The following is a 26,567-nucleotide window of genomic DNA, read 5'->3' as shown; positions in this document are numbered from 1 at the left end:
AAGACGAGAGGCCGGGCATCGACCCGGCCTTTTTGTTTTGCGAACCTATCGCGGCCTTGGCGCCGCAGTGCTGTCTCTCACGACAAGTTCCAGATCGAGCGCCTCGTGGTTTTGCGGCAGCGCATTTTCGAGGATCGCCGTTACCGAACGCCGTGCGATTTCGGCAAAGGGTTGCGCCACCGTGGTCAGGCGCGGCAGCGAGGTGGCGGCTTCCGGCACGCCGTCGAAGCCGACGACGGATACGTCCTCGGGGACCTTCAGCCCCCGCTCAGCCAGCCACTGCATGGCATGGAGCGCAACCTTGTCCGACATCGCCAGAATTGCCGTCGGCGGATTGCCGGCGGAAAACAGCGCCTCCATCGCCGCCAGCGTGCTCGGCCTGTCATGCAGGGTCCCCTGGATCGGAACGGCGTCGCGCGCGATGCCGTATTCCGCCAGGGCCTGCCAATAGCCGTGCATGCGGTCGCGCGGGGTCGCTTCCATTTCCGGATCGACCCGCTCGGGCGCCACCCGGCCGACCAGGCCGTCGACATCGCCGATCGACAGGATCGCGATATTCCGGTGCCCGAGTTCCAGAAGATGCCGCGCTGCCGCCGCCCCGCCCGCTACATTGTCGATGCCGATTGCCGGGATGGTCTCGTCCTCGATGCCGAGCGCCAGCGCGATGAACGGCAGCTGCCGCTGACGGGTGAGTTCCACGAGCCTCTCGCCGCCTTCCACGCACAGCAGAATGAAGCCGTCGACGAGCGCGCTGTTGATGTTCCAGGCAAGCCGTTCCTCGTTCATCGCCGAGACGACGGCAATGCCCGTGCCGCTGGCGTCGCAGACCTCGCCGATCGCCGTCATCAGCGACCGCGCCCAGGGATCGTCGAAGAAATAGGTGAGCGGCTCGACGGCGGCCACGCCGATCGCGTTCACCCGCCCTGCCCTCAGCAGCCTGCCCTTGACGTCGGGTCCGCCGTAACCGAGCTCGCGGGCGACATTCAGCACCCGCTCGCGCACTTCCTCCCGGACCACTTCGGGGCGGCTGAAAACATTCGATGCCGTCCCCTGCGATACGCCTGCCGCCTTGGCGACATCGGCCAGCCTCACATGTCCTTTTCCCAATGCCGCTCCTTGCAGTTCCGAGTTCGGTTCACTCTAGCAAAGGATTGTATCGGTTCAAAATAAACTTGACAGCGTCCGGCAGGAGGCGCAGGATTGAATCGGTTCAATATCTCCGTCGAGATTTTGAATCGATTCAATATTGTGGAGACGAAGCCATGATCCCGGTCAGCTCGCTTTTCAAGGATCTCTATGAAGACCGCTGGGGCAACCCGCGCGATGGCCAGCCTGTCGAACAGCCCGAAAGCGGCAAGCGCCTGTTCGTCCTGCTGCCCTTCATGCGCAGGTTTATCGCCGGCCGCAAGCTCCCGAACGCCTGGTCCTTCACCATCCCGGTCGATCGCCGCTTTCGATAAACGCGCCGCGAAAGCGTTTGATCAAAATCAACTCCCCCGCGTCTCGCTTCCCCTATCCTTGCATCATCAAGGGGGACATTGGCGGCCTTGACCGCTGCCGGAGGCGCAACATGAACAGGATGCTGATGCAAGGCAGCCGCGAACGCGCGCTGCTTTCCAGAGCCGGAATACTTGCAGACCTGGAGAGCGTGGAAGCGGAGGCGCTGCGCGCCTGCTCCACCGTGATCACGTCTGCTTCACACGACATTCTCTTTCAGGAGGGCGAGCCTGGCGTTTATTTCTACAGCGTGCTGGAGGGCTATGTCCGGCTCTTTCGCCTGAACGGCGAAGGTCGCGAGGCGGATATCCGCATCTGCGAGCCGGGCGACAGTTTCGCCGAATGCCTGATCCAGGCCGGCGGCACCTATCGCTACGGCGCCCAGTCGATGGACAACACCGTGCTTGCCCGTTTCCATATCGGCAAGGTGCGCGCCCTCCTGGCCGAACATCCGCAGATCGGCACCGCGATCATGCGCAGCCTGTCGCTGCATCTGCTGTCGGCGATGGAGTGCCTCGCCAACGACCGGATGCAGACGGCGCCGCAGCGCGTGGCACACTATCTGCTCGCAAATTGCGTGGAGGACGGCGCAACAACGGCATCGCTACGGCTGCCCTTCCCGAAAAACCTGCTCGCCCGCAAGCTGGGTCTGGCGCCGGAGGCACTGTCGCGCGCCTTCTCGACGCTGAAAGCGGCCGGCGTGACCGTGCGCGGCCGCTTCATCGCCATCAGCGACGTCAACATGCTCAAACGCATCTGAGCGTCGGCAGCTTGAGCAGAGGGAGCATCCTCACGGATGCCCTAAAGGCCGCCCTGCACGCGCAGGAAATCGACGATCGAGCCGATGCCGTCGCCCCGCTTCATGTCGGAAAAGACGAAAGGGCGGCTCGCCCGCATGCGGGCGGCATCCCGGTCCATCACCTCGAGGTCGGCCCCGACGTAAGGCGCCAGATCCTTCTTGTTGATGACGAGCAGGTCCGAGCGCGTGATGCCCGGCCCGCCCTTGCGCGGGATTTCCTCGCCCTGGCAGACGGAGATCACGTAGATGGTGATATCGGCAAGGTCGGGCGAGAAGGTGGCCGCCAGATTGTCGCCGCCGGATTCGATGAAAACGACGTCGAGATCGGGAATACGCTCGTTGAGATTGGCAATGGCCTGCAGGTTGATCGTCGCATCCTCGCGGATGGCCGTATGCGGGCAACCGCCGGTCTCGACCCCGACGATGCGATCGGACGGCAGCGCCTGCATGCGCACCAGCGCTTCGGCATCCTCGGTCGTATAGATGTCGTTGGTCACGACGGCCACGGAATAGTCGTCGCGCATCGCCTTGCAGAGCTTTTCGGTCAGCGCCGTCTTGCCCGAGCCGACCGGCCCGCCGATGCCGACGCGCAGGGGTCCGTTTCTTGATTTCATGTGCCTTACTCCAATCGAAGCCAGATGATAGCGAAGCGCTGCTTTCCCGCCACCGGCAAATGACGCAGATATGCGCATAAGTCCCGCTCAGGAGCGGAACAGCCGCGTCTGCTGCGTTTCGTGGCGAAGCCCGGCAATATCGGCCTGAACCGTTGCCGAGCCGAGATCGTCGAGGCTGGAACCGGCAGCGCGCGCGGCAATATCGATCACCCGCGCCTCCAGCCCGGCAAGGATGGCAACGCCATCCTTCTGCCCTGCCACGCCGAGCCGGATGCCGGCGGAGACGGCCTGGGAGAGATAGGCGTGAAGAAAGGCGGCAAGCGCCTTTTCGCGCCCGATCGCATGCGCCCCCGTCACGGCGCCGACGGCGACCGGATAGGCAGCCTTTTTCGGCAATCGGCCGAAGACGTCGTCCGTCCAGGCCTGCGCGGCCGTCAGGAAGGCTTCGCCGAGCAGCATCGTCTCCTGATGGCGCTCGCGCGAGCCGGCAAGTGCCGCGGCCAGTTCCGCAAGCTCGGCAAGGCGGGCGGCGTCACCGTGATCGCGATGACTGGCCGCCAGCAGCACGGCGTCGTTCCAGACGGAGCCTTTGCCGATCAGCGTCTCCAGCCAGTGCCGCAGCATACCGGCATCGCCAACGAGCCCGTCCGCCACGGCCCGCTCCAGCCCGCCGGAATAGGCAAAGGAGCCGACGGGAAAGGCCGGCGAAAGCCATGCCGTCAGGCGCAGCAGAGCCTGCAGCTCACTGTCTCCAGCCATCAGCCGTCAATCGTGCTTGTGCTGATGACCGTGGTGGTGGTCATGCCCGTGCCCGTGGTCATGATCATGATCGTGGTCATGATCATGATGCTCGTGATCGTGGTCATGGCCGTGGTCGTGATGGTCGTGCCCGTGCGAATGTCCGCCGTGGGCATGATAGGCGCCGCGCGCCGGCTGGAAGGGCTCGTTGATATCGAGCACCATTGCGCCCAGACCCTGCAGCATGGTGCGGATGACGTGATCGCGCAGGATCAGGATGCGATCCTCCTCGATCTGCGCCGAAAGATGGCGGTTGCCGAGATGCCAGGCGAGTTCGATCAGATGCGCCCGGTCGCGGCCGCGAATTTCGAACAGCTTCTCGTCGGCAGCGAGGATCTCGATCAGCTCGCCATCCTCGCGCACCAGCATGTCGCCATTGGCGAACAGCACCGGCTCCTTGAGATCGAGCATCACCATCTCGCCGTTCTCCAGATGCAGGAGCTTGCGGCGCAGGTGCCGCAGATCGTGCGGCAGCTTGACCTGTGCGGTCGGGTGAGAGGAAGGGGTGCCGGCGGGGAGATAGGAGGTGACGCGCTGCATGACATATCCGTTAATCTGGGACCTAGACCATGCAAAATAGCCCTTTGCGATGCAAGCACCAATGCACGTTTCGTAAACGCCCCGTCCGCAAACGGCTCTAGATTCCCGACGCCTGCAGCAGTTCCGCCTCGTCAGGCGCGACGCCCTGGACGCCGAGACCGTTTTCCACGAGCCCGTGCCAGGCGTGGTTGAGCCCCTCGCGCTCGTGGACGACGCGGTTGCGGCCGAGCGCCTTGGCAAGATAGAGCGCCTTGTCCGCGCAGGCATAGACCGCCTCCTTGTCGCGCCCCTCGTGCAGATCGGCAATGCCGCCCGAGATGGTGATGGTGACCTCGTGCCCATCCGCCGGAATCGGCCGCGCGGCGATCTGTGCCCGCACCGCTTCGATGCGCGCCACCCGCTCCTGCGGCGTGCCGCCCTGCACGATCACGCCAAACTCCTCGCCGCCGAGCCGCGCCACGACCGAGGCCCCATCGAAAGCATCCGCAAGCATGGCCGAGACGGCGGTGATGACGGCATCGCCGCAGCCGTGGCCGAAACGGTCGTTGATCGCCTTGAAACGGTCGACGTCGAAAATGGCGAGACAGGCATCCCCTTCCACTTTCTCCAGGGCATCGGTGAAAGCGCGCCGGTTCAAAAGCCCGGAAAGCGTATCGGTGCGGCTGAGCTTTTCGAATTCGGCGCGCGATACGGTCAGGTCATGAATGGCGAAACCGGCCACGAGCGACAGCACGCCGGACACCATTCCGCCGATGAGCCAGGAAAGGATGATGGCAAAGACCATGGCCTGCCCGAGCGTGATCGGCAGCATTCCGATGAAGTCGAGCGGCGGCAAGGTTATCAGGATGATGAATCCGGAGAGAATGACCGCCAGAAAACTCATCTTCAGCGCGAAAGTATAAACTGTCCTGCGATGCTCGAAACTGCCGAGCTCAGCCTGAAGCGATATCCAGTTTTCCATGAGAATCGACCTTCCTGCCCAGCGGTTCCAGGGCATTGATAAGATCGCAATTGCTGCGGGGGTCTTAATCCGATCACTAAAATTCGAGTGATTTCAGGGGATTCCACGCATCTGCTTTTTCTAGCAGGAAGTGCAACTTTTCGGGACAGGAATCACCACGATGGGAAACATATCTAAGCTTTTGACCTTAAACAGAATTTATAGGAAGCACCGGGTGCCTGTTCCAGAATGGTCTATGGCTGAAAAACCACAGTCCATCCACTGATTTCCACAACCAGTCAGAGAGTGATGTTCAGAATTCACTTTAAGAGGAACAATGGTCAGCAACCCCTCAGAAAGACAAGGGCCGAAACGGCAAAATAAGCGATCCTGTTCCCGACGCCATGGTTGCGCACGAGCAGTTATACTTCGCTTATAGAGGATAGCTGAAAGCACCGCCGTCTGCGGCATCCGGTTCCGGAATCCGGTTTGCAGGCCGCTTTGCACAATGCGGCCGCAAGCAGCGCGATCGCCCGTACCGGCCATCGCGGCGCCTTCGATCCGCCGGCAGGCAAGACGCCCTCAGAACAGGAAATAGCGCTGCGCCATCGGCAGCACCGTCGCCGGCTCGCAGGTCAAAAGCTCGCCGTTCGCCCGCACTTCATAGGTTTCCGGATCGACCTCGATCTCCGGCGTCAGGTCGTTGTGGACCATCGACGCCTTGGAGATGCCGCCGCGCGTGTTCTTCACCGCAACGAGATCCTTGGCGACGCCGAGGCGGCCCTTGATGCCGGCATCGAGCGACGCCTGCGAGACGAAGGTGACGGAGGAATTCGTCAGGCTCTTGCCGAAGGAGGCAAACATCGGCCGGTAATGCACCGGCTGCGGCGTGGGGATCGAGGCGTTCGGATCGCCCATCGGCGCCGCCGCAATCGAGCCGCCGAGCAGCACCATATCCGGCTTCACGCCGAAGAAGGCCGGGTTCCACAGCACCAGGTCGGCGCGCTTGCCGACTTCGATCGAGCCGATCTCATGCGACAGGCCGTGGGCGATCGCCGGATTGATCGTGTATTTGGCGACATAACGGCGGACACGGAAATTGTCGTTGTCGCCCTTCTCCTCTTTCAGGCGTCCGCGCTGGCGCTTCATCTTGTCGGCCGTCTGCCATGTTCGGATCAGCACTTCGCCGACACGGCCCATGGCCTGGCTGTCCGAGGAGATGATCGAGAAGGCGCCGATATCGTGCAGGATGTCTTCCGCCGCGATCGTCTCCTTGCGGATACGGCTCTCGGCAAAGGCAATGTCTTCGGGGATCGACGGCGACAGGTGATGGCAGACCATCAGCATGTCCAGGTGCTCGGCAATCGTATTGACCGTATAGGGCCGGGTCGGATTGGTGGAGGACGGAATGACGTTCGGCTGGCCACAGATCTTGATGATATCAGGCGCATGGCCGCCGCCCGCACCTTCCGTATGGAAGGCATGGATGGTGCGGCCCTTGATGGCGCCGATCGTGTCTTCCACGAAGCCGCTTTCGTTCAGCGTATCCGTATGGATCATCACCTGCACGTCGTACTCGTCGGCAACCGACAGGCAGCAGTCGATGGCGCCGGGCGTCGTGCCCCAGTCCTCGTGCAGCTTCAGCGAGGTCGCACCGGCCAGCACCATTTCCTGCAATGCGCCGGGCAGCGAGGCATTGCCCTTGCCGGCAAAGGCAAGGTTCATCGGGAAGGCATCGGCAGCCTCGATCATGCGGGCGATATGCCAGGGGCCGGGCGTGCAGGTGGTCGCGAGCGTGCCGTGCGCCGGCCCGGTGCCGCCGCCGAGCATGCAGGTCAGCCCGCTCATCAGCGCTTCCTCGATCTGCTGCGGGGCGATGAAATGGATATGGCTGTCCATGCCGCCGGCCGTCACGATCTTGCCCTCGCCGGCAATCGCTTCCGTGCCCGGACCGACGATGATGTTGACACCCGGCTGCATGTCCGGATTGCCGGCCTTGCCGATCGCCGCGATGCGCCCGTCCTTCAACCCGATATCGGCCTTGTAGATGCCGGTATGGTCGACGATCACCGCATTGGTGATGACGGTATCGACAGCGCCGCCAGCCCGCGTCACCTGGCTCTGGCCCATGCCGTCGCGGATGACCTTCCCGCCGCCGAACTTCACCTCTTCGCCATAGGTGGTGAAATCCTTTTCGATCTCGATGAAAAGCTCCGTATCGGCAAGGCGCACCTTGTCGCCGGTGGTCGGACCGAACATGCCGGCATAAGCGGCGCGGGAGATCTTGTAGGGCATCTATCGGGCTCCTTGCGAGGAAGAGACAAGCGGTTTTCCGGGCGGTTTTCCGGCAAGCCGCCTCAGACGGCCGGCGGCGATATAGGAATCGACGAGCTGCTTTTCGGCGGCAAAGGGGTGCCATTCCCAGCCCACATGGCCGAAGCCTGCCAGCGTCACCTCGTCGTCGGGAAACCTGTCGAGCACGTCGCCGATCACGATCATGCCGCTGCTCGGCACGACATAAGGCGCCGGCGAGAAGGCCGAAAGCGCCCGGTCCACGGCCTCATGAATCTGTTTCTCAACGATCCGATGTATCTTGCCAGCCTGCACGCAGAAGTCGTTGAATCGGCTCGTATAGTCATCGCAGAAATCGTCGAGTTCCGGATGCGATACGGCAAGCGGTGCGCGCATGGCCGCGAATTTTTCCGGATCGCGCACGCTCCAGATTTCCGCGGCTTCGACGATACCCGGATGGACGCGCCAGCTCTCGGAACCGAGCATGGCCTTGGCGGGACGGCCGGTATTGCACACGGCAACCACGTCGGTGCGCGTGCCACCGGCGCCGTAAGAGCGGCATTCGTTGAAGCGGATGACGAAGTCGGCAGCGTCGATGATCTCAGCCCCGCCTTCCGCCACGTCTCCGTTGCCTACGATGATGATTGTCCTGCCCACCTTACCGGCCCATCCCGTCGGCGAGTGCTTTGAGTTCCCTGGTCCTGAGATCGGTCAGGTCGGCAAGGCAGCCCGCCACCAGCATCGGCTCCATCGTGCCGCCGCGGGCCTGAAAGCCGGAATTTTCGCACTGGGCGTCGCGATAGCTGATCCAGGCACGCTGCGCCTTGAGCAGTGCCTGCTCGGCGCCCTTCATGTCGCCGTCGAGATCCTTGTCGATCGCCACCATGGCGGCGCGCGTCAGCTTGTACTGGGCATTGAGCGCCTTGTCGGCCGCGTCATAGCGCGCCTGCGCGCAACTCGTCATATCGGCCTGCGTCTGCGCATTGGCGCAATCCACGTCCTTGGCATGAGCGGCACCGGAGACAAGCAGCATCAGCGCCGCCCCGATGAGCCCGATCTTCAAGCGCATGTATTTCCTCCGTTATTTTCTTTTGATTAGAGCCGGCCCATCACCAGCTGGCGGAAGCCGTAGACTTCGCGCTTGCCGGAGAGCGGTATCAGCGTCACCGAGCGGGTCTGGCCCGGCTCGAAACGCACGGCCGTGCCGGCGGGAATGTCGAGCCGCATCCCGTGCGCCCTCTCGCGATCGAAGGACAGGCCGGCATTGGTCTCGGCAAAATGATAGTGGCTGCCGACCTGCACGGGGCGGTCGCCGGTATTGGAAACCTCGAGCGTCACGGTCGGCGCTCCGGCATTGAGTTCGATCTCGCCGTCGGCGGCAATGATTTCGCCAGGGATCATCTGTGTCTCCTTAAGCCGCCTTGGGCGCGCAGCCCTCGGCCTTCAGTACGCGCTTCGTGGAAGCCGGATATTTCGCAAGCTTCGATGCGGGCCGGATCGGCCGGGCGGCGAAATTGCCGCCGCAATTGGGGCACACGCCGTTCAGCACGTCGGCGACGCAATCCGCGCAGAAGGTGCATTCGAAAGTGCAGATCATCGCCTCCGCGCTGTCGGGCGGCAGGTCCTTGTCGCAGCATTCGCAATTGGGCCGAAGCTCCAGCATGGCTCCCTCCTCAGCGGATCGGTTGATGCACTGTCACCAGCTTCGTGCCATCGGGAAAGGTCGCCTCGACCTGCACGTCGTGGATCATCTCGGCAATGCCCTCCATCACCTGCTCGCGGCTGATGACATGGGCGCCGGCCTCCATGAGTTCGGCGACCGGGCGGCCGTCGCGCGCGCCTTCGACGACGAAATCGGTGATGAGGGCGATGGCTTCCGGATGGTTCAGCTTGACGCCGCGCTCCAGCCGCTTGCGCGCCACCATCGCGGCCATGGAAATCAACAGCTTGTCTTTTTCTCTCGGGGTGAGGTTCATCGTCTATCCGCTTGTTGAACTCATAGATTCCAGACTTTCGGCACAGGCGCTCCATTGCGCAAGGCGGAAATGACCGGGATGAGGATTTTTCTGAGCGCAAAACCATCGGCTGCGGCAAGGCGCACGATGAGCTTGTCGCTCCAGGCGCTCGCCCCGCCCATATGCCCCTCCACCAGCGGCCGCACCCTGGCAAGATAGGCTTCCGACTTCGGCCCCGCATAGAGCACCGTCGCAAAGGCCACCTGCCCGCCAAGCACCGCCTGCTCGGCCGCAAGCAGCGCCACGGCATCGGAAAGGCGCAGCTCCTCGGCATGGATCAGCCGGCTCGACCGGCGGATGCGCCAGCGATCGCGAAACAGCCCCGTCTCCATGGTCTCGCCCATCGCCTTGCGGCCGAGCAGGATGGCTTCGACAGCCAGGAATTCCGCGCTGTCGTCCAGATCGACATCCAGGCGGCGAAACAGCGAGGCGCGATCGAAAAGGATCGTCTCCTGCGGCAGCCAGTCGACGCGGGCGCCCGACCCCACCTCGATCTGCGTCGTCACCTCGGCAGTACCGGCCGATGCCCTGTAGATCTTCTCGCAGGCCTGTGTGGTGACGTCGATGCGCGTGCCGGCACCGGCCGACACGCTCCAGTTCATCCGGTCGCCACCCGTCAGCCCGCCGGCCGTATTGATGATGACGGCCTCCATCGAGGCGTCGAACGTGTCCGGCAGGCGGATCTTCGCCGCGCCCTCCTGATAGAGCTCACGGATTCGCGTGCGCCCGTCCTGCATCCCGGCCGCAAGATGCCCGCGTCCTTCCGCCCTCTGCGGTCTGGTGATGCCTGCCGCCACGCTCGTCATGCCACCCCCGTGCAGATGCCGTCCCGTCCGGCAACTTGCGTTGAATGTGTCCGGTGACTGGAAGAAAGCAAGTCCCGTGCCGCTTTCCGCACGCCCGTATCCCCACCGGTCTTTCGCAGGGGGCTGACGGCGTCTGCCGCAAAATACGGCATCTGCCGGTGTGATCGCCAGAGAGGTCATACGGTCAGATGGCGGCGTGCTTCCGGCGTATCCAGCGTCTCGGCAAGGCCCTCATGCACGATCTCGCCGCGATCCATGATGTAGACGTAATCGGCAAGTTCGCGGCAGAAATCGAGATATTGCTCGACCAGCAGGATCGCCATGCCGGTGGAATCGCGCAGGTAACGGATCGCCCGGCCGATATCCTTGATGATCGACGGCTGGATACCCTCGGTCGGCTCGTCGAGCACGAGGATCTTCGGCCGCGTGACCATGGCGCGGCCGATCGCCAGCTGCTGCTGCTGCCCGCCGGAAAGATCGCCGCCGCGACGCGACAACATCGACTTCAGCACCGGGAAGAGGCTGAAGATATCGTCGGGGATGTTGCGGTCGCGGCGGCCAAGCGGAGCAAAGCCGGTTTCGAGGTTTTCCTTCACCGTCAGCAGCGGGAAGATTTCGCGCCCCTGCGGCACGTAGCCGATGCCCTGCTTGGCCCGGGCAAAAGGCGGCAGGCCGTTCAGCTTTGTCTCGTTGAAGGTGATCGTGCCCGCAGACAGCGGATGCTGGCCGGTGACGGCGCGCAGGAGCGAACTCTTGCCGACACCGTTGCGCCCGAGCACACAGGTGATCTTGCCCATCTCGGCCTTGATCGAGATGCCGCGCAGCGCCTGGGCCGCGCCATAGTGAAGATTTGCGTTTTCGACTGTCAGCATCTCAGCGCCCCAGATAGTTCTCGATCACCTTCGGATCGTTGCTGACGAAATCGATCGATCCCTCGGCCAGCACCGAGCCTTCCGCAAGACACGTCACCTTCACGCCGAGATCGCGGATGAAACCCATATCGTGCTCCACGACGACGACGGACCGCGTCTTGGCGATGTCTTTCAGCAGGATCGCCGTTTCCGCCGTCTCGGCATCGGTCATGCCGGCCACCGGTTCATCGACGAGCAGCAGCTTCGGCTCCTGTGCCAAGAGCATGCCGATCTCCAGCCACTGTTTCTGGCCGTGCGACAGGTTGGCCGCGAGCTCCTCGCGGCGATGCGTCAGCCGCACCGTCTCCAGGATTTCCTCGATGCGATCCTTGTCCTCGCCGGAGAGCCGGTAGAACAGCGTCGAAAACACCGTGCGCCGGCGGTTCAGCGCCAGTTCCAGATTGTCCCAGACCGTGTGGCTTTCGAAGACCGTCGGCTTCTGGAATTTCCGGCCGATGCCGAGCTGGGCAATATCGGCCTCGTCCTTCTTGGTGAGGTCGACCGTGCCGTTGAAGAAGACCTCGCCCTCGTCCGGCCGGGTCTTGCCGGTGATGATATCCATCATCGTCGTCTTGCCGGCGCCGTTCGGGCCGATGATCGCCCGGAGTTCGCCGGGTTCGATGACGATGGAGAGCGAGTTCAGCGCCTTGAAACCGTCGAAGGAGACCGAGACACCGTTGAGATAGAGCACGCTCTTGGGTTTGACGTCGGGGATCATGGGTCTACTCCGCAGCCTGGATTTTTGCCTCGACGCCCTCTTCGGCAGCGGTTGGCGGCACGCCGTTCGAAACCGGCTTCCGCTTGCCGAGATACTGGGCGATCGTGCCGACGATGCCCTTCGGCAGGAACAGCGTGACAAGCACGAAGAGGCCGCCGAGCGCAAACAGCCAGTAATCGGGGAAGAGGCCGGTAAAGATCGTCTTGCCGCCATTGACGAGGATGGCGCCGATGATCGGCCCGATCAGCGTCGCGCGTCCGCCGACGGCCGTCCAGATGACGACCTCGATGGAGTTGGCCGGCGCAAATTCACCGGGATTGATGATGCCGACCTGCGGCACATAGAGCGCGCCGGCGATACCCGCCATCATCGCCGAGACGACGAAGGTGAAGAGCTTGAAATGCTCGACACGGTAGCCGAGGAAGCGCGTGCGGCTTTCCGCATCGCGCACGCCGACCAGCACCTTGCCGAATTTCGAACGCACGATCGCCGAGGCGATCGTCAGCGACAGCGCAAGGAAGATCGCCGTCGCCGCAAAGAGCGTCGCACGCGTGCCGTCCGCCTGCACGTTGAAGCCAAGGATATCCTTGAAATCGGTCATGCCGTTATTGCCGCCGAAGCCCATGTCGTTGCGGAAGAAGGCAAGCAGCAGCGCATAGGTCATGGCCTGCGTGATGATCGACAGATAGACGCCGTTGACACGGGAGCGGAAGGCGAACCAGCCGAAGACGAAGGCAAGCAGGCCGGGCACGACCAGCACCATCAGCGCCGCAAACCAGAACTGGTCGAAGCCGTACCAGAACCAGGGCAGCTCCTTCCAGTTCAGGAAGACCATGAAGTCGGGCAGGATCGGGTCGCCATAGACGCCGCGCGAGCCGATCTGGCGCATCAGATACATGCCCATCGCATAACCGCCGAGCGCGAAGAAGGCGCCGTGGCCAAGCGAGAGAATGCCGCAGAAGCCCCAGACGAGATCGAGCGCCAGCGCCAGCAGCGCGTAGGTCAGGTATTTGCCGAACAGCGCCATGATATAGGTCGGCACATGCAGCGGATTGTCCGCCGAGGTCGCCAGGTTGAGCACCGGCACCAGCACCGCGACCACCAGCAGCATGGCGATGGCAATGGAGATCCGGCGATCGAGAGACCGGAGAAGGAAGGCCGTAATCATGCTTCCACCGCCCTTCCTTTAAGTGCGAAGAGCCCGCGCGGACGCTTCTGGATGAAGAGGATGATGAGGACGAGCACCAGGATCTTGCCGAGCACGGCGCCGGCGAAGGGCTCCAGGAACTTGTTGACGACGCCGAGCGAGAGCGCCCCGACCAGCGTGCCCCAGAGATTGCCGACGCCGCCGAAGACCACGACCATGAAACTGTCAATGATGTAGCTCTGGCCGAGGTTCGGCGAGACGTTGTCGATCTGCGAGAGGGCGACACCCGCCATGCCGGCAATGCCCGAGCCGAGCGCGAAGGTGAAGGCATCGACCCAGCCGGTGCGGATGCCCATGGACGAGGCCATGCGCCGGTTCTGGGTGACGGCGCGCATCTGCAGGCCGAAGGCGGAACGCTTCAGGAGCATCAGCAGCGCCACGAAGACGGCCATCGAGAAGACGATGATCCACAGACGGTTCCAGGTGATCGACAAGCCGCCGAGTTCGAAGGCGCCCGACATCCAGCTCGGGTTGCGCACTTCGCGATTGGTCGGGCCGAACACCGTGCGCACCGCCTGCTGCAGGATCAGCGACACGCCCCAGGTGGCAAGCAGCGTCTCCAGAGGCCGGCCGTAGAGATAGCGGATGACGACGCGCTCGATGACGAGGCCGACGAAGCCGGTGAAGACGAAGGCGGCGGGCACGGCAAAGGCCAGCGAATAATCGGCCATGCCGGGAAAGTTCGCGGTGATATATTCCTGCACGACATAGGTCGTATAGGCGCCGATCATCACCATCTCGCCATGCGCCATGTTGATGACGCCCATGACGCCGAAGGTGATGGCAAGGCCGATGGCCGCCAGCAGCAGCACCGAGCCGAGCGACAGCCCGTACCAGACGTTCTGGACGATATCCCAGAGCGCGAGGCTGCGGTTGATGGTGCTGATATGCGCCTGTATGGCCGGCTTGAGATCGTCAGGTGCGGTGGCAAGCGCGCTCGTCAGGATCGTCAGCGCATCGCGGCCACCGCGAGCGGCAACCGTATCGATCGCCTGTCTCTTCTCGTCGGCGCTGACATCGCTTTTCAACACCATGACCGCACGCGCCGCTTCCATCGTGCCCTTGATCTCGGCGTCCTTTTCGCCGGCAAGCGCGGCATTCAGCAGGTCGAGATTGGCCGGATCGGCATCCTTCAGAAGCCCCTGGGCAGCCGCAAGACGGGCGCCGCGATCCGGGCTCAGGAGCGTCAGCTGGCTCATCATCGTGCCGATGAGCGTGCGCACGGAATTGTTGATCCTCACTTTCGACATCGTGTCGGGATCGATATCGGCAACGGCTTCGCCGGTAAGCGGATCGGAATAGGTGGGCTCGTCATCCGTGCCGCCCTGCACCAGCACAGGGCCGCCCGCATCGGAATTGACGTAAAGAAGGCCGTCGCTCAGCTGCTGCAATATCCGGCTGACATGCGCATCCTTGGAAGCGACAAGCGCCTTGATGGCCGCCTCGCGCTCCGGAAAACCGCCGACGCCGAGCGCATCGACAAGCGCATGGATATCGTCCTGGGCCTTCAGGCCGGCCGTCAGCCCCGTGAGGCTCAGGCAAAGGGTCAAAAGAAAGATCTTGATGGCGCGATACATCGGCTTTCCCGCCTAAATCGTTGGCCTGTTTGGCAGCAACCGCTGGGGACGGAGCTTCCGCCCGGATCTGAAATCCGGACGGAAGTTCTTCTGGCTCATGTCGGACGGGCCAACTCAGGAACCCTTGCCGCCGCACTTGCCGGTGGCAACGTTGAAGTTGCCGCAGTTCATCGGCTTGCGCCAATCGGAGATCAGATCCTTGGAGTCCGGCAGGAAGTCGGACCATTCGTCGCCGACGACCTCGGGGGTCTGCTGGACGATTTCGAACTGGCCGTCGGCCTGGATTTCACCGATCAGCACCGGCTTGGTGATGTGGTGGTTCGGCATGACGGTTGCGGTACCGCCCGAGAGGTTCGGGACGGAGACGCCGATAATGTGGTCGAGAACCGCATCCGTATCGGTCGTGCCGGCGGCCTGAACAGCCTTAACCCAGGCGTTGAAGCCGATATAGGCGGCTTCCATCGGGTCGTTGGTCACGCGCTTGTCGTTCTTGGTAAAGGCGTGCCATTCCTTGATGAACTTCTTGTTGATCGGCGTATCGACGGATTCGAAGTAGTTCCAGGCTGCCAGGTGGCCGACGAGCGGCTTGGTGTCGAGACCGGCAAGCTCTTCTTCGCCGACCGAGAAGGCGACGACGGGGATATCGGTTGCCTTGATGCCCTGGTTGCCGAGTTCCTTGTAGAAGGGAACGTTGGCGTCACCGTTGATGGTGGAGACGACGGCGGTCTTCTTGCCGGCCGAGCCGAATTCCTTGATCTTGGAGACTTCCGTCTGCCAGTCGGAGAAACCGAACGGCGTGTAGTTGATCAGGATGTCTTCCTTCGGAATGCCCTTGGATTCGAGATAGGCTTCCAGGATCTTGTTGGTCGTGCGCGGGTAGACATAGTCGGTGCCTTCGAGCACGAAACGCTTCACGCCTTCCGTGTTCATCAGGTAGTCGACGGCCGGGATCGCCTGCTGGTTCGGAGCGGCACCCGTATAGAAGATGTTGCGCGAGGATTCTTCACCCTCGTACTGGACGGGATAGAAGAGCAGCGAGTTCAGTTCTTCGAAAACCGGCAGGACCGACTTGCGCGAAGACGAGGTCCAGCAACCGAAGACGGCCGCAACCTTGTCCTTCTCGATCAGCTCGCGGGCCTTTTCGGCAAAGAGCGGCCAGTCGGAAGCCGGGTCGACAACGACGGCTTCGAGCTTCTTGCCGAGGAGACCGCCCTTCTTGTTCTGCTCGTCGATGAGCATCAGCATGGCGTCTTTCAGCGTCGTTTCGGAAATCGCCATCGTGCCGGAGAGCGAGTGCAGAACGCCGACCTTGATCGTGTCGTCGGCGGCAACCGCGCCGTGGAAGGCGGCCGATGCGGCCATGACCGCGCCGAGCGCAGCGCCCGTAAATATGGATTTGAGATTCATCTGGTTGAACTCCCCTCTTCTTGTTCCGCAACAGGCCGGAAACGGAGATTAACTGTTGCTTAAAGAACTATCGGGTGCTGCATCGCAAAACCGTATACGTCGATTGACGTAACCGACGGGGCTAAATGTGCAGGTTTGCGCCGCAGCGCACTCTTAAGCGCCGGGATGATCCGTGTTACGAAAGCGTCACAAGGGGAACAAGAAGCCTGAAGGAACCGCATGGCAGCGCGCCAACGCATCATTCCTGTGCGACGCGAATATAATCGCTGGGTCGCCAACCAGACGCTCGAAGACTATGCGCTGCGCTTTACCGCCAAGAGCGCCCGGCGCTTCTCCTCCCAGCGCATCTCGCAGACGGCGATCGGCGCCATCTCCTTCCTGGCGCTGGAGGCGATCGGCGGCGCCATCACGCTCTCCTACGGCACGACCAACGCCTTCTTCGCCATCATCGTCGCCTCCATCGCCATGCTGGCGATCGGCCTGCCGATCAGCCGTTATGCCATCCGCCACGGCGTCGATATCGATCTGCTGACGCGCGGGGCGAGCTTCGGCTATATCGGTTCGACCATCACCTCGCTGATCTATGCCAGCTTCACCTTCATGCTGTTTGCGATCGAGGCCTCGATCATGTCCGGCGCGCTGGAACTGACGCTCGGCATACCCCTATGGATCGGTTACATTATCAGCGCCGTCATGGTGATCCCGCTCGTCACCCATGGCGTGCGGCTGATCAGCAAGTTCCAGCTGATGACCCAGCCCTTCTGGATCATCCTCAACATCCTGCCCTTCATCTTCATCGCCCTGATGGACTGGCAGCAATTCGATGTCTGGCGCGCCTTTGCCGGCATCCGCCATGCTTCCGGCCCGCCCGGCACGGTCGCCGATTTCAACCTCGTCGAATTCGGCGCGGCCTCGGCCGTCATTCTGGCGCTGATGTCGCAGATCGGCGAACAGGCGGACTTCCTGCGCTTCCTGCCGCCGGACCCGCAGCGCAAATGGCGCCACCGCCTTGCCGTCTTCCTCGCCGGTCCCGGCTGGGTCATCATCGGCGCGCCGAAGCTGCTGGCCGGCTCCTTCCTCGTCGTGCTGACCTTTACCTCGGGCGTGCCGGTCGACCGCGCCGCCGACCCGGCGCAGATGTATCTGACCGCCTTCGGCTACATGATCCCCTGGCACAATGCCGCGCTGCTCTTGATGGCCGCCTTCGTCGTCGTCTCGCAGCTGAAGATCAACGTGATGAATGCCTATGCCGGCTCGCTCGCCTGGTCGAATTTCTTCTCGCGCCTGACGCACAGCCATCCCGGCCGCGTCATCTGGCTGGTCTTCAACGTGGCGATCGCCCTGCTTCTGATGGAACTCGGCATTTACCGGCTGCTCGAGGAAACGCTCGGCATCTTCTCGATCATCGCCATGGCCTGGCTCTGCACCATCTCCGCCGACCTCTTCATCAACAAGCCGCTCGGCCTTGCCCCGCCCGGCATCGAATTCAAGCGCGCCCATCTCTACGACATCAACCCGGTCGGCCTCGGCGCCATGACGCTGTCGGCCGGCATCGCGCTCGTTGCCCATTTCGGTGTCTTCGGCTCGGTCGCCGCCTCGCTTGCTCCTTACGTCACGCTGGTGATCGCGCTGATCGCCTCGCCCGCTCTCGCCTGGGCAACGAAAGGCAGGTTCTACCTCGCCCGCAAGCCGCGCCACGCCTGGAAGAACCTGACCACCATCACCTGCTCCGTCTGCGAGCATCCTTTCGAGCCGGAGGACATGGCCTGGTGCCCCGCCTATGCCGCGCCGATCTGCTCGCTCTGCTGCTCGCTGGACAGCCGCTGCCATGACATGTGCAAGCCGAATGCCCGCTTCAATGCGCAGGTCGGCGCCGTGGCAAAGACCCTGCTGCCGGAAACCATCGTCCAGAAACTGACCACCCGCCTCGGCCGCTACGGCATTGCCGTGGCGCTGGCGCTGACGGCGGTCGGCGCGATCCTTGCCATGATTGCCCATCAGGTCGCCTCGGCCTCGCCGGAGACGGCCGAAGTCGTCAACCGTACGATCCTGATCGTCTTCTTCGTCTTCTCGGTCATCGCCGGCATCGCCTGCTGGTTCTACGTGCTTGCCCATGACAGCCGTGTCGTCGCCGAGGAAGAGTCTTCCCGCCAGAACACGCTGCTTCTCAGGGAAATCGCCGCCCACAAGAAGACCGACGCGGCATTGCAGACCGCCAAGGAGGCCGCGGAAGCCGCCAACCGCGCCAAGAGCCGTTATGTCGTGGGCTTGAGCCACGAGCTGCGCACGCCGCTGAACGCCGTTCTCGGCTACGCCCAGATCCTCGAACGCGACGAAACGATCCCCACTCCGCGCCAGTCCTCCATCAAGGTCATACGCCGCAGCGCCGAACATCTCTCGGGCCTGATCGACGGCCTCCTGGACATCTCGAAGATCGAGGCCGGCCGCCTGCAGGTCTATTCGAACGAGATCAACATCCAGGATTTCCTCGACCAGATCGTCGACATGTTCCGCCCGCAGGCGCAGGCCAAGGGCCTCACCTTCATCCACGACCGTGCGCCGGCCCTGCCGCAATTCGTGCGGACCGACGAGAAGCGGCTGCGTCAGATCCTCGTCAACCTGCTTTCCAACGCCATCAAGTTTACGGACGAAGGCAGCGTCACCTTCGATATCGGCTATCGCAGCCAGGTCGCGACCTTCACCGTCTCCGATACCGGCCGCGGCATTGCCGAGAAGGATCTGACCCGCATCTACGAGCCCTTCCAGCGCGGTGAGGCCGAAAGCGTGCGTCCCATGCCCGGCCTCGGGCTTGGCCTCACCATCACACGCCTTCTGACCAACACGCTCGGCGGCGAAATCTCCGTCGCGAGCGAAAAGGACAAGGGCTCCACTTTCCGCGTCCGCCTCATGCTGTCGGCGGTCATGCGCCCCGCTGCCCCGCCGCAGGAGAAAAAGATCGCCGGTTATGACGGCCCGCGCCGCACCGTCGTCGTCGTTGACGACAACGAGGACCATCGCGAGATGATGCGTGAAATCCTCGCTCCCCTCGATTTCATCGTGCTGACGGCCGCAAGCGGCCCGGACTGCCTGACGCTGGTCGAAGGCATCGAGCCGGACCTCTTCCTCGTCGATATTTCCATGCCCGGCATGAACGGCTGGCAGCTCGTCTCGCGCCTGCGCGAGACGGGACGCACGGCGCCGATCCTGATGCTCTCGGCCAATATCGGCGATGCCGCCGCCCATGGCGACAGCGACGACAGCCACAACGATGCAATCGGCAAGCCCGTCGATATCAGGCAGCTGCGCGACAAGCTCGCTTTGCATCTCGGCTTGAAATGGCTTTATGCCGACGACCAGACACCGGCGCCGATGACCGCCACCATGCCGCTCGGCAGCCCCGGCGCGGCGCATGTGCAGGAGCTGCTGCGCCTCGGCGAAATCGGCTATATCAGAGGTATAGAAGCCAAGCTCGCCGACCTTGCCAAGCTGGAGGCAAATCAGCCATTCACGGAAGAACTCCGCTCCTATGTCGCCGCCTTCGATCTCGCCGGCTTCATGGATTTCCTGCACAGGTTCGAAGAAAAGGGTGAAACCGTTGGCTGAGCTTCCCCGCGACATCGTTCTCCTGGTCGACGATTCGCCCGAGGCGCTCGGCTTCCTGACCGATGCACTGGAGCAGTCGGGCTTTTCCGTGCTCATCGCCACGTCGGGTTCGGCCGCGCTCAACATCGTCGAGCGCATCACGCCCGATCTCATCCTGCTCGATGCCGTCATGCCCTCGATGGACGGTTTCGAGACCTGCCGCCGGCTGAAGGCCAATGCCGCCGTTGCCCAGGTGCCCGTCATCTTCATGACCGGGCTCACCGAAACCGAACATGTCGTGCACGCGCTGGAATCCGGCGGCGTCGATTACCTGTCGAAACCGATCAATATCGACGAGCTGCGCGCCCGCATCCGCGTCCACCTGCGCAATGCCCGCTCGGCGCAGAGCGCCCGCGTGGCGCTCGATGCGGCAGGCCGCCATCTGCTGGCCGTCAAGGGCGATGGCGCGATCCACTGGTCCACGCCGCAGGCAACCCGCCTCGTCAACGCCGCCATGGGCAGCGACGACGGCATGGACGTCGTCTCCCGCACCATCGGCAACTGGATGCGGGAACGTGCCGCCGCTGCCCGCGACGCGCTGATCTCCATCGCCCATGCCGGCCAGGCCGCCCTGCAACTGGCCTTCCTCGGCGCCATCGGCCCCGACGAATATCTCTTCCGCCTGACTGCCGCCGGCAAGCGCAGCGACGACGAAGTGCTGCGCCAGCATTTTGCGCTGACCCAGCGCGAATCCGAAGTGCTGATGTGGATCGCCAAGGGCAAGGCCAACCGCGATATCGGCGAAATTCTCGGCCTCTCCGCCCGCACGGTCAACAAGCACCTGGAGCAGATCTATGTGAAGCTCGGCGTGGAGAACAGGGCATCCGCCGCCGTGAAGGCGGCGCATGTGCTGCACGAGATGTAGCAAGTGAAGGACGGCGCCTTCAGACCACCCGGTCCGGCACTTCCCGCCCCTCGAAGAAGGCGGTCACATTCTCCACGACCTTCATCCCCATCGCCGTGCGCGTTTCCTCCGTGGCACTGCCGAGATGCGGCAGCAGAACGACATTCTCCATACGCCGCAGCGCCTCCGGCACATGCGGTTCCGCCTCGTAAACATCGAGCCCGGCGCCGCGGATCGTGCCGCTTGTCAGCGCCGCAATCAGCGCTGCCTCATCGACCACGTCGCCACGCGCCGTATTGATGAGAAAGGCACCCGGCTTCATCGCGGCAAAGCGTGCCGCATTCATCAGGTGCCGGTTCTCCGCGCCGCCGGGGCAATGCAGGGAGACGAAATCGGAAGCCGCCAGCACCTCCTCCACCGAAGCAAGCTGGCGCGCGCCATAACGCGCCGCCTCGGCCGGATCGACCTTCGAGCGATTGAAGAACAGGACCTCCATGCCGAAGCCGAAATGGCAGCGCTGCGCAAACGCCTTGCCGATGCGCCCGAAGCCGACGATGCCGACGGTCTTGCCGCTCACCTTCGTGCCGATCATATGCGTCGGGCACCAGCCCTTCCATGCGCCGGCGCGCAACTGTCGCTCCCCCTCCCCGCCGCGGCGTGCGACGGACAGGAGAAGCAGCATGGCAATATCGGCCGTGCAGTCGGTCAGCACGCCGGGCGTATTCGTCACGACGATGCCCTTCGCCTTGGCGCCGGCGATATCGATATGATTGAAGCCGACCCCGAAATTGCCGAGGATCCTCGCGCGGACATCGCCGGCAAAAACCGAGGCCGGCAGCTTGTCGGAAACGGTCGGCAGCACCGCGTCATAGTCCGACACGGCCTGGCGCAACTCGCTTTCACCGAGCGGCACGTCATCGGCGTTCAGCGTCACGTCAAAACGCTCGGCGAGCACGGCCTCCACGGCAGCCGGCCAGCGCCGGGTCACGAGAATACGGGGCTTGGTCATCAATCTGGTTCCTCCATCCTTTGCTTCCGGCTTAGGCCATGAGGGCCGGGAATGGAATGGCTTTCGCCTGCCGCGACACCCAATCTTGCGCCGGCAACAAAACGAAGGAAGCCCGGTCGATGACCGGGCTTCCATGAAAGGCATCACTGCCGGAGGCTGAGATTAGTCGGCCTTCGGGAAGTAGCTGTACTTGCCGTCGTCGCCCTTCTTCCATTCGTACATGACGTAGCCCGGAAGCTTCGGATCGCCCTTTTCGTCGAAGGAGATATCGCCGAGAACGGTCGGGAACGGACCCTTTTCCTTCATGGCGCCGGCAACGGCTTCAGCGTCGGTCGAACCGGCAGCCTTGGCAGCAGCAGCGATCGTCTGCATCGCAGCGTAGGAATAGAGCGTGTAGGCTTCCGGGTTGAAGCCGGCGGCCTTGAACTTCGCAACGAGGTCCTTGTTGGCCGGGTTCAGCGTCGGATCCGGGCCGAACGTGTTCAGCGTACCGGCAACGGCGTCGCCAGCGATGGAAGCAAGTTCGTTCGAGACGATACCGTCACCCGAAACGAGCGTTGCCTTCAGGCCCTGATCGGCCGACTGGCGGATGATGAGACCGGCTTCGGTGTGCAGACCGCCCCAGTAGATGATCGATACGCCGGCTTCCTTCATCTTTGCGATGAGGGCCGAGAAGTCCTTGTCGCCGACGTTGACGCCTTCGTAGAGGGCTTCGGTGACGCCGGCGGCGTTCAGAGCCTTCTTGGTTTCGTCAGCAAGACCCTGGCCGTAAGGCGTCTTGTCGTGAATGACGGCGATCTTGGCATCCTTGAAGTGGTCTGCCAGATACTTGCCGGCAATCGCGCCCTGCTGGTCGTCACGACCGCAGGTACGGAACGTGTTCCACAGGCCACGCTCGGTGAAAACCGGGTTCGTAGCGGCCGGGGTGATTTCGAGGATCCCGTTTTCGGCGTAGACTTCGGAAGCCGGGATGGAAACGCCCGAGTTGAAGTGGCCGATAACGAACTTCACGCCGTCGGCAACGAACTTGTTGGCGACGGAAATGCCCTGCTTCGGGTCGGAAACGTCGTCGCCGAGCTCGATCTTGATCTGCTCGCCGTTGATGCCGCCGGCAGCGTTGATGTCAGCGGCGGCCTGTTCGGCACCCTTCTGCAGCTGTGCGCCGAACGCGGCGTTCGCGCCGGTCAGCGGACCAGCAACGCCCACCAGGATGTCAGCTCGCGCGACGCCGCCGAAAGCGACGATCGCCGTCAGTGCCACTGCTGACAAGAGAGACTTCTTCATATTGTTACTCCCAATTTTTGGGCGGGTTTCTTCCAAGGCCTGACGCATACCCCACCTTTGACTGCGCCAGGAAAGCTGTTCCACTCTGAAGGCAATTCATGCCTAGTTTCAACGGGCTGTCAATGTTTCTCCTTCCACGAAAACGCGGAAGTTTTTTCGTACAGCCAGTAATAGTTGTTGACCATCTGGTTGGTGCGGCGATAGCGGAACCCGGCCGTCGAGAAGATCAGCAGCGTTACGAAATCGATGGCATAGAAGAAGGCGCTGAGCATCGGTCCGTCAAACAGCGCGTGGTGCAGGAACTGCATCACCCAGGCGAGCAGGAAAGTATAGACGACGGCCAGCGGATAGTTGCTCCAACCGTCCGCAACCGCCCGGCCGGCGCGCCAAGCCGTCCAGAAGCCGATGAGCACCACGAGCGCTCGGATGACTGTACGAGCGCCGACGTCGCTCTCGAAGAAAAGTCCCTGCATAATTAAACTCTCCTGTACGCGAGGATCAATGCCGGCCGCCTTCGAGATAAGCGGCGCGAACCTCCGGATTGGCAAGCAGATCCTTGCCGGAACCGCTCATCGTCACCTTGCCATTGACCATCACGTAAGCGCGATGCGAAAGTTTCAAAGCTGCAAATGCGTTCTGCTCAACAAGGAATACGGTCAATCCCTCGTTTTCATTGAGTTTTTTGATTGCTTCGAAAATGCCTTTGACGATCAGTGGCGCAAGACCAAGCGAGGGCTCGTCAAGCAACAGTAGTTTCGGGCGAGCCATAAGCGCACGACCGATCGAAAGCATCTGCTGCTCGCCGCCAGACAGAGTTCCGCCACGCTGCGAGTGACGTTCCTTAAGGCGCGGGAACATTGCGAAAATTTTCTCTACATCCTCATGGAAGTACTTGAGATTATCGAGACCGGCGCCCATCTGGAGATTCTCCATAACGGTCATGCGCGGGAAGATACGTCGCCCTTCGGGTGATTGGGCGATACGAAGCCGCGCGATCTCATGCGTCGGCAGCTTGGTAATATCCTGTCCATCGAAAATAATCGAGCCGGTACGGGCTTGCGGGCTGCCGCAGATCGTCATCATCAACGTTGATTTGCCAGCGCCGTTGGCGCCGATCAGACTGACGATCTCTCCCTTGTTGACTTCAACATCGATACCGGCAAGCGCGCGAATATTGCCGTAATATGTCTCGACGCCCTGAATCTTGAGAAGATGCTCCCCGGCCATCAGATTGCGCCCCCTTCTACGGTCGCTATGACCTCTTCAACTTCCTCATCTTCGACACCAAGATAGGCCGCAATGACCCTTGGATCGTTCTTCACATGATCGGGCGTGCCATCGGAGATTTTCTGGCCATACTCCAGAACGATAACATGATCGGAAATCTCCATGACCACCGACATGTCATGCTCGATAAGCAGAATAGATGTACCCGTTTCAGCACGAATTCCTCGCAGGAGGGCGTTAAGGGCAGCCGATTCACGTGGGTTAAGACCTGCCGCAGGCTCATCGAGGCAGAGAAGCTCAGGGCCAGTACACATGGCACGGGCAATTTCCAGACGGCGCTGTGCGCCATAAGGCAGATCACCGGCCGGATCATCAGCGCGATCGATCAGATCAGCCTTCTCGAGCCAAAAACGCGCAAGCTCGATCGCTGCTGCGGCTTCCTTTTTGTAAGGGCCAATGCCCAGGAGGCCCAGCACGGTGAATCCCGAAGCCTTCATCAGTTTGTTATGTTGAGCAACGAGAAGGTTTTCCAGAACGGTAAGGCCCGAAAACAGGCGAATGTTCTGAAAGGTGCGCGCAACTTTGGCTTCCTTGGTAATGCGGAAGTCCGGCAGGCGCTCAAGAAGATACTCCTTGCCGCTCTTTTGCGTCAACGTGATCATGCCCATCGTCGGCTTGTAGAAACCGGTGATGCAGTTGAAGACGGTCGTCTTGCCGGCGCCGTTCGGACCGATAAGCGCGGTGATCTCGCCACGTTTGGCTTCGAAGGAAAAGTCGTTGATGGCCATCAGACCGCCGAACTTCATCGACAGGTGCTCGACCTTAAGCAAAGTGTCACTCGACATCGTGTTCTCGACAGGGCTCATCAACCATGGCCCTCTTTGGTAAAGCTTCCCGAAACCGCTTTGCGCTCTTTGAGGAAAGCGGTCGGTTCACGTGAGCCAACGAAACCGCGCGGCTTGATAAGCATCACTACAACCATGGCAAGGCCGAATATCAGCATGCGATAGAGTTCCGGCGTAAAGGTCGGCCCGAAGATATCCTTCAGGAAATCCATGCTACGCAGCGCCTCCGTGCCACCAACCATCACAATCGCAGCAATAGCAATGCCGGTAAGCGAACCCATACCACCCAGAACAACAATGGCGAGAATGACCGCCGATTCAAGGAAAACGAAAGATTCAGGCGAAACGAACCCTTGGCGCGCCGCGAAGAAGGAACCAGCGAAACCGGCAAACATCGCCCCCGTCGCAAAGGCGGTCAGTTTTGTCGTGACCGTATTGATCCCAAGCGAACGGCAAGCGATCTCGTCTTCACGCAAGGCCTCCCATGCTCGACCGATCGGCATACGGCGAAGTCTTATCGTTACATAGGCCGTCAGCATGCACAGAGCCAAGATAACGTAAAACAGGAAGACCTTGTAATAACCCGATGCCATCGGGAGCCCGAAAGCCTTCGCGAAATTGTTCGGTTTGCCGATATCAAAGCTCCAGATGCCAAAGATCGAAGCCTTGGCGATGCCGGTGATACCGAAAGTCCCCTTTGTCACATCAGTCCAATTGATGAGGACAAGACGGATGATTTCGCCAAAGGCAAGCGTGACAATCGCCAGGTAATCGCCGCGAAGGCGCAACACCGGGAAACCGAGAATCAGCCCCCAAAGCGCCGCGAGTATGCCCGAAAGCGGCAACAGCACCCAAAATGACAGACCAAAATAGCTTGACAGCAACGCATAGGAATAAGCTCCGACCGCGTAGAAAGCGACGTAGCCAAGATCAAGAAGGCCAGCCAACCCGACGACGATGTTCAGGCCCCACGCCAGCATCACGTAAATCAGGATCTGAACCCCGAAATTGTCAACGAACGTCAACGAACCCTGCGCACCGAATTTCGCCACCATCACCAGTGGATAGAGTATCAGCGCAACAAGCACGGCCTTCAGAAAATGGGTCTCGTATAGGCTCTTTTCCTGCGGCAAACCCAATCTTGCTGCTTCCGCATTTCGCTCGTTCCGTTTTTTTTCGGCAGGGAGCAAAACATAAATAGTCAGCAAACACAGGAGTGCCGCCACCGCGACGATACCGGCCAGAATAGCCAGATCGTACCATTGTTCCTTCTGAACAAAGTCGGCGGCAATGAATGCCACGATCAGCAAAATCACCACAGGCAATGCAATACGCATGACCCTGGCAAAAAGACCTGGCCTCGCCTTGAAGATAACGACCAAAAAACGACCAGCGGCCGCAATCAGCACGAAAACTGCCAGTAGGCCCCAGCGTTGAACAACGATCAGCTCGTTGTTTATGTTTTGCTGCGTGCCGAGACCGATATAGAGAACGAACAAGCCAAGCGAAATGAGGCCAGTAAGGAAGGCTTCTTTAAACCCCTTCTGGACAATCGAAGACCACGGCTTACCCGCAGAAGTGTCGATGTTTGCCAT

26 protein-coding genes and 2 pseudogenes are annotated in these 26,567 nt (G+C 61.9%); 4 read left to right on the top strand and 24 right to left on the bottom strand.

Going from position 1 to position 26,567, the window contains the following annotated elements:
* Positions 1–45: 45 nt before the first annotated feature.
* Positions 46–1,107, bottom strand: coding sequence for a LacI family DNA-binding transcriptional regulator (locus ACU8HS_RS14720; protein WP_447014624.1), 1,062 nt, complete (start codon positions 1,105–1,107; stop codon positions 46–48).
* A 155-nt stretch (positions 1,108–1,262) separates the two neighbouring features.
* Here ACU8HS_RS14720 and ACU8HS_RS14715 point away from each other — a divergent pair, with 155 nt between their 5' ends.
* A complete protein-coding gene (locus ACU8HS_RS14715) occupies positions 1,263–1,460 on the top strand; it encodes a hypothetical protein (protein ID WP_447014623.1) in 198 nt (65 codons plus the stop codon).
* 110 nt (positions 1,461–1,570) lie between these two features.
* Positions 1,571–2,257 carry a Crp/Fnr family transcriptional regulator gene (locus tag ACU8HS_RS14710; protein WP_112562773.1) on the top strand — a complete coding sequence of 229 codons (687 nt, stop codon included), beginning with the start codon at positions 1,571–1,573 and terminating at the stop codon, positions 2,255–2,257.
* A gap of 41 nt (positions 2,258–2,298) precedes the next feature.
* Here ACU8HS_RS14710 and ureG read toward each other — a convergent pair whose 3' ends face one another.
* The 16 genes from ureG to urtA all read right to left on the bottom strand — a co-directional run bounded on the left by ureG (position 2,299) and on the right by urtA (position 16,121).
* Positions 2,299–2,910 carry an urease accessory protein UreG gene (gene ureG, locus ACU8HS_RS14705; RefSeq protein WP_112562775.1) on the bottom strand — a complete coding sequence of 204 codons (612 nt, stop codon included), beginning with the start codon at positions 2,908–2,910 and terminating at the stop codon, positions 2,299–2,301.
* A gap of 87 nt (positions 2,911–2,997) precedes the next feature.
* Complete coding sequence (locus tag ACU8HS_RS14700) at positions 2,998–3,669, bottom strand: urease accessory protein UreF (RefSeq protein ID WP_112755595.1); 672 nt, start codon at positions 3,667–3,669, stop codon at positions 2,998–3,000.
* A 6-nt stretch (positions 3,670–3,675) separates the two neighbouring features.
* A complete protein-coding gene (locus ACU8HS_RS14695; RefSeq protein ID WP_112755593.1) occupies positions 3,676–4,248 on the bottom strand; it encodes an urease accessory protein UreE in 573 nt (190 codons plus the stop codon).
* Between the two features lie 97 nt (positions 4,249–4,345).
* Positions 4,346–5,209: a GGDEF domain-containing protein gene (locus tag ACU8HS_RS14690; RefSeq protein ID WP_112755591.1), complete on the bottom strand. Its 864-nt coding sequence runs from the start codon at positions 5,207–5,209 to the stop codon at positions 4,346–4,348.
* A 561-nt stretch (positions 5,210–5,770) separates the two neighbouring features.
* Positions 5,771–7,483 carry an urease subunit alpha gene (gene ureC / locus ACU8HS_RS14685; protein ID WP_447014622.1) on the bottom strand — a complete coding sequence of 571 codons (1,713 nt, stop codon included), beginning with the start codon at positions 7,481–7,483 and terminating at the stop codon, positions 5,771–5,773.
* Positions 7,484–8,122: a Urease operon accessory protein gene (locus ACU8HS_RS14680; protein ID WP_112755620.1), complete on the bottom strand. Its 639-nt coding sequence runs from the start codon at positions 8,120–8,122 to the stop codon at positions 7,484–7,486.
* 16 nt (positions 8,123–8,138) lie between these two features.
* Complete coding sequence (locus ACU8HS_RS14675) at positions 8,139–8,549, bottom strand: lysozyme inhibitor LprI family protein (RefSeq protein ID WP_112705948.1); 411 nt, start codon at positions 8,547–8,549, stop codon at positions 8,139–8,141.
* Positions 8,550–8,575: 26 nt separating this feature from the next.
* A complete protein-coding gene (locus tag ACU8HS_RS14670; RefSeq protein WP_112562787.1) occupies positions 8,576–8,881 on the bottom strand; it encodes an urease subunit beta in 306 nt (101 codons plus the stop codon).
* Positions 8,882–8,891: 10 nt separating this feature from the next.
* Complete coding sequence (locus tag ACU8HS_RS14665; protein WP_112562789.1) at positions 8,892–9,143, bottom strand: DUF1272 domain-containing protein; 252 nt, start codon at positions 9,141–9,143, stop codon at positions 8,892–8,894.
* A 10-nt stretch (positions 9,144–9,153) separates the two neighbouring features.
* The gene (locus ACU8HS_RS14660; RefSeq protein ID WP_112705950.1) at positions 9,154–9,456 is read right to left on the bottom strand and encodes an urease subunit gamma; all 303 of its coding nucleotides are present in this window, start codon (positions 9,454–9,456) and stop codon (positions 9,154–9,156) included.
* Positions 9,457–9,476: 20 nt separating this feature from the next.
* A complete protein-coding gene (locus ACU8HS_RS14655) occupies positions 9,477–10,301 on the bottom strand; it encodes an urease accessory protein UreD (protein WP_112705951.1) in 825 nt (274 codons plus the stop codon).
* A 176-nt stretch (positions 10,302–10,477) separates the two neighbouring features.
* Positions 10,478–11,173 (bottom strand): urea ABC transporter ATP-binding subunit UrtE, encoded by a 696-nt coding sequence (gene urtE / locus ACU8HS_RS14650; RefSeq protein WP_112562795.1) that lies wholly within the window; start codon positions 11,171–11,173, stop codon positions 10,478–10,480.
* A 1-nt stretch (position 11,174) separates the two neighbouring features.
* On the bottom strand, positions 11,175–11,930 hold the full coding sequence (urtD, locus tag ACU8HS_RS14645; protein WP_447014621.1) for an urea ABC transporter ATP-binding protein UrtD: 756 nt from the start codon (positions 11,928–11,930) through the stop codon (positions 11,175–11,177).
* 4 nt (positions 11,931–11,934) lie between these two features.
* Positions 11,935–13,098, bottom strand: a complete 1,164-nt coding sequence (urtC, locus tag ACU8HS_RS14640) for an urea ABC transporter permease subunit UrtC (RefSeq protein ID WP_447014620.1) — start codon at positions 13,096–13,098, stop codon at positions 11,935–11,937.
* Positions 13,095–14,714, bottom strand: coding sequence for an urea ABC transporter permease subunit UrtB (gene urtB, locus ACU8HS_RS14635; RefSeq protein WP_112562801.1), 1,620 nt, complete (start codon positions 14,712–14,714; stop codon positions 13,095–13,097). Before urtB ends, urtC begins: the two co-directional genes overlap by 4 nt.
* 114 nt (positions 14,715–14,828) lie before the next feature.
* Positions 14,829–16,121, bottom strand: coding sequence for an urea ABC transporter substrate-binding protein (urtA, locus tag ACU8HS_RS14630; protein ID WP_112562803.1), 1,293 nt, complete (start codon positions 16,119–16,121; stop codon positions 14,829–14,831).
* A 219-nt stretch (positions 16,122–16,340) separates the two neighbouring features.
* Here urtA and ACU8HS_RS14625 point away from each other — a divergent pair, with 219 nt between their 5' ends.
* The gene (locus tag ACU8HS_RS14625) at positions 16,341–19,724 is read left to right on the top strand and encodes a hybrid sensor histidine kinase/response regulator (protein WP_447014619.1); all 3,384 of its coding nucleotides are present in this window, start codon (positions 16,341–16,343) and stop codon (positions 19,722–19,724) included.
* On the top strand, positions 19,717–20,628 hold the full coding sequence (locus tag ACU8HS_RS14620; RefSeq protein WP_113413555.1) for a response regulator transcription factor: 912 nt from the start codon (positions 19,717–19,719) through the stop codon (positions 20,626–20,628). Before ACU8HS_RS14625 ends, ACU8HS_RS14620 begins: the two co-directional genes overlap by 8 nt.
* A 19-nt stretch (positions 20,629–20,647) precedes the next feature.
* Here ACU8HS_RS14620 and ACU8HS_RS14615 read toward each other — a convergent pair whose 3' ends face one another.
* The 7 genes and pseudogenes from ACU8HS_RS14615 to ACU8HS_RS14585 all read right to left on the bottom strand — a co-directional run.
* A complete protein-coding gene (locus ACU8HS_RS14615; RefSeq protein ID WP_447014618.1) occupies positions 20,648–21,616 on the bottom strand; it encodes a 2-hydroxyacid dehydrogenase in 969 nt (322 codons plus the stop codon).
* A 162-nt stretch (positions 21,617–21,778) separates the two neighbouring features.
* On the bottom strand, positions 21,779–22,900 hold the full coding sequence (locus ACU8HS_RS14610; protein ID WP_112562811.1) for a branched-chain amino acid ABC transporter substrate-binding protein: 1,122 nt from the start codon (positions 22,898–22,900) through the stop codon (positions 21,779–21,781).
* A gap of 119 nt (positions 22,901–23,019) precedes the next feature.
* Entirely contained in the window at positions 23,020–23,373 is a 354-nt protein-coding gene (locus ACU8HS_RS14605; protein ID WP_112562813.1) for a DUF6867 family protein, read from the bottom strand.
* A 25-nt stretch (positions 23,374–23,398) separates the two neighbouring features.
* The gene (locus ACU8HS_RS14600) at positions 23,399–24,127 is read right to left on the bottom strand and encodes an ABC transporter ATP-binding protein (RefSeq protein WP_112562815.1); all 729 of its coding nucleotides are present in this window, start codon (positions 24,125–24,127) and stop codon (positions 23,399–23,401) included.
* Complete coding sequence (locus ACU8HS_RS14595) at positions 24,127–24,993, bottom strand: ABC transporter ATP-binding protein (RefSeq protein ID WP_112562817.1); 867 nt, start codon at positions 24,991–24,993, stop codon at positions 24,127–24,129. The genes ACU8HS_RS14600 and ACU8HS_RS14595 overlap by 1 nt, the downstream gene beginning before the upstream one ends.
* Positions 24,993–26,234: pseudogene (gene livM, locus ACU8HS_RS14590) on the bottom strand (high-affinity branched-chain amino acid ABC transporter permease LivM); the annotation flags it as partial. The gene ACU8HS_RS14595 and the pseudogene livM, both read right to left, overlap by 1 nt.
* 105 nt (positions 26,235–26,339) lie before the next feature.
* Positions 26,340–26,567: pseudogene (locus ACU8HS_RS14585) on the bottom strand (DUF3382 domain-containing protein); the annotation flags it as partial.

It is taken from the genome of Rhizobium sp. KDH_Rht_773_N (assembly GCF_052946295.1).
This window is presented reverse-complemented; position numbering and strand designations above follow the sequence as displayed.

Excerpts from the sequence above, each read along its gene's own strand:
- ACU8HS_RS14675 (WP_112705948.1), bottom strand. The coding sequence starts at position 8,549 with ATGCGCTTGAAGATCGGGCTCATCGGGGCGGCGCTGATGCTGCTTGTC.
- urtD (WP_447014621.1), bottom strand. The coding sequence starts at position 11,930 with ATGATCCCCGACGTCAAACCCAAGAGCGTGCTCTATCTCAACGGTGTC.
- urtB (WP_112562801.1), bottom strand. The coding sequence starts at position 14,714 with ATGTATCGCGCCATCAAGATCTTTCTTTTGACCCTTTGCCTGAGCCTC.
- ACU8HS_RS14700 (WP_112755595.1), bottom strand. The coding sequence starts at position 3,669 with ATGGCTGGAGACAGTGAGCTGCAGGCTCTGCTGCGCCTGACGGCATGG.
- ACU8HS_RS14600 (WP_112562815.1), bottom strand. The coding sequence starts at position 24,127 with ATGGCCGGGGAGCATCTTCTCAAGATTCAGGGCGTCGAGACATATTAC.
- ACU8HS_RS14665 (WP_112562789.1), bottom strand. The coding sequence starts at position 9,143 with ATGCTGGAGCTTCGGCCCAATTGCGAATGCTGCGACAAGGACCTGCCG.
- ACU8HS_RS14625 (WP_447014619.1), top strand. The coding sequence starts at position 16,341 with ATGGCAGCGCGCCAACGCATCATTCCTGTGCGACGCGAATATAATCGC.
- ureC (WP_447014622.1), bottom strand. The coding sequence starts at position 7,483 with ATGCCCTACAAGATCTCCCGCGCCGCTTATGCCGGCATGTTCGGTCCG.
- ACU8HS_RS14595 (WP_112562817.1), bottom strand. The coding sequence starts at position 24,993 with ATGAGCCCTGTCGAGAACACGATGTCGAGTGACACTTTGCTTAAGGTC.
- ureG (WP_112562775.1), bottom strand. The coding sequence starts at position 2,910 with ATGAAATCAAGAAACGGACCCCTGCGCGTCGGCATCGGCGGGCCGGTC.
- ACU8HS_RS14670 (WP_112562787.1), bottom strand. The coding sequence starts at position 8,881 with ATGATCCCTGGCGAAATCATTGCCGCCGACGGCGAGATCGAACTCAAT.
- ACU8HS_RS14710 (WP_112562773.1), top strand. The coding sequence starts at position 1,571 with ATGAACAGGATGCTGATGCAAGGCAGCCGCGAACGCGCGCTGCTTTCC.
- ACU8HS_RS14615 (WP_447014618.1), bottom strand. The coding sequence starts at position 21,616 with ATGACCAAGCCCCGTATTCTCGTGACCCGGCGCTGGCCGGCTGCCGTG.
- urtC (WP_447014620.1), bottom strand. The coding sequence starts at position 13,098 with ATGATTACGGCCTTCCTTCTCCGGTCTCTCGATCGCCGGATCTCCATT.
- ACU8HS_RS14655 (WP_112705951.1), bottom strand. The coding sequence starts at position 10,301 with ATGACGAGCGTGGCGGCAGGCATCACCAGACCGCAGAGGGCGGAAGGA.
- ACU8HS_RS14660 (WP_112705950.1), bottom strand. The coding sequence starts at position 9,456 with ATGAACCTCACCCCGAGAGAAAAAGACAAGCTGTTGATTTCCATGGCC.
- ACU8HS_RS14605 (WP_112562813.1), bottom strand. The coding sequence starts at position 23,373 with ATGCAGGGACTTTTCTTCGAGAGCGACGTCGGCGCTCGTACAGTCATC.
- ACU8HS_RS14695 (WP_112755593.1), bottom strand. The coding sequence starts at position 4,248 with ATGCAGCGCGTCACCTCCTATCTCCCCGCCGGCACCCCTTCCTCTCAC.
- ACU8HS_RS14690 (WP_112755591.1), bottom strand. The coding sequence starts at position 5,209 with ATGGAAAACTGGATATCGCTTCAGGCTGAGCTCGGCAGTTTCGAGCAT.
- ACU8HS_RS14715 (WP_447014623.1), top strand. The coding sequence starts at position 1,263 with ATGATCCCGGTCAGCTCGCTTTTCAAGGATCTCTATGAAGACCGCTGG.
- urtA (WP_112562803.1), bottom strand. The coding sequence starts at position 16,121 with ATGAATCTCAAATCCATATTTACGGGCGCTGCGCTCGGCGCGGTCATG.
- ACU8HS_RS14610 (WP_112562811.1), bottom strand. The coding sequence starts at position 22,900 with ATGAAGAAGTCTCTCTTGTCAGCAGTGGCACTGACGGCGATCGTCGCT.
- urtE (WP_112562795.1), bottom strand. The coding sequence starts at position 11,173 with ATGCTGACAGTCGAAAACGCAAATCTTCACTATGGCGCGGCCCAGGCG.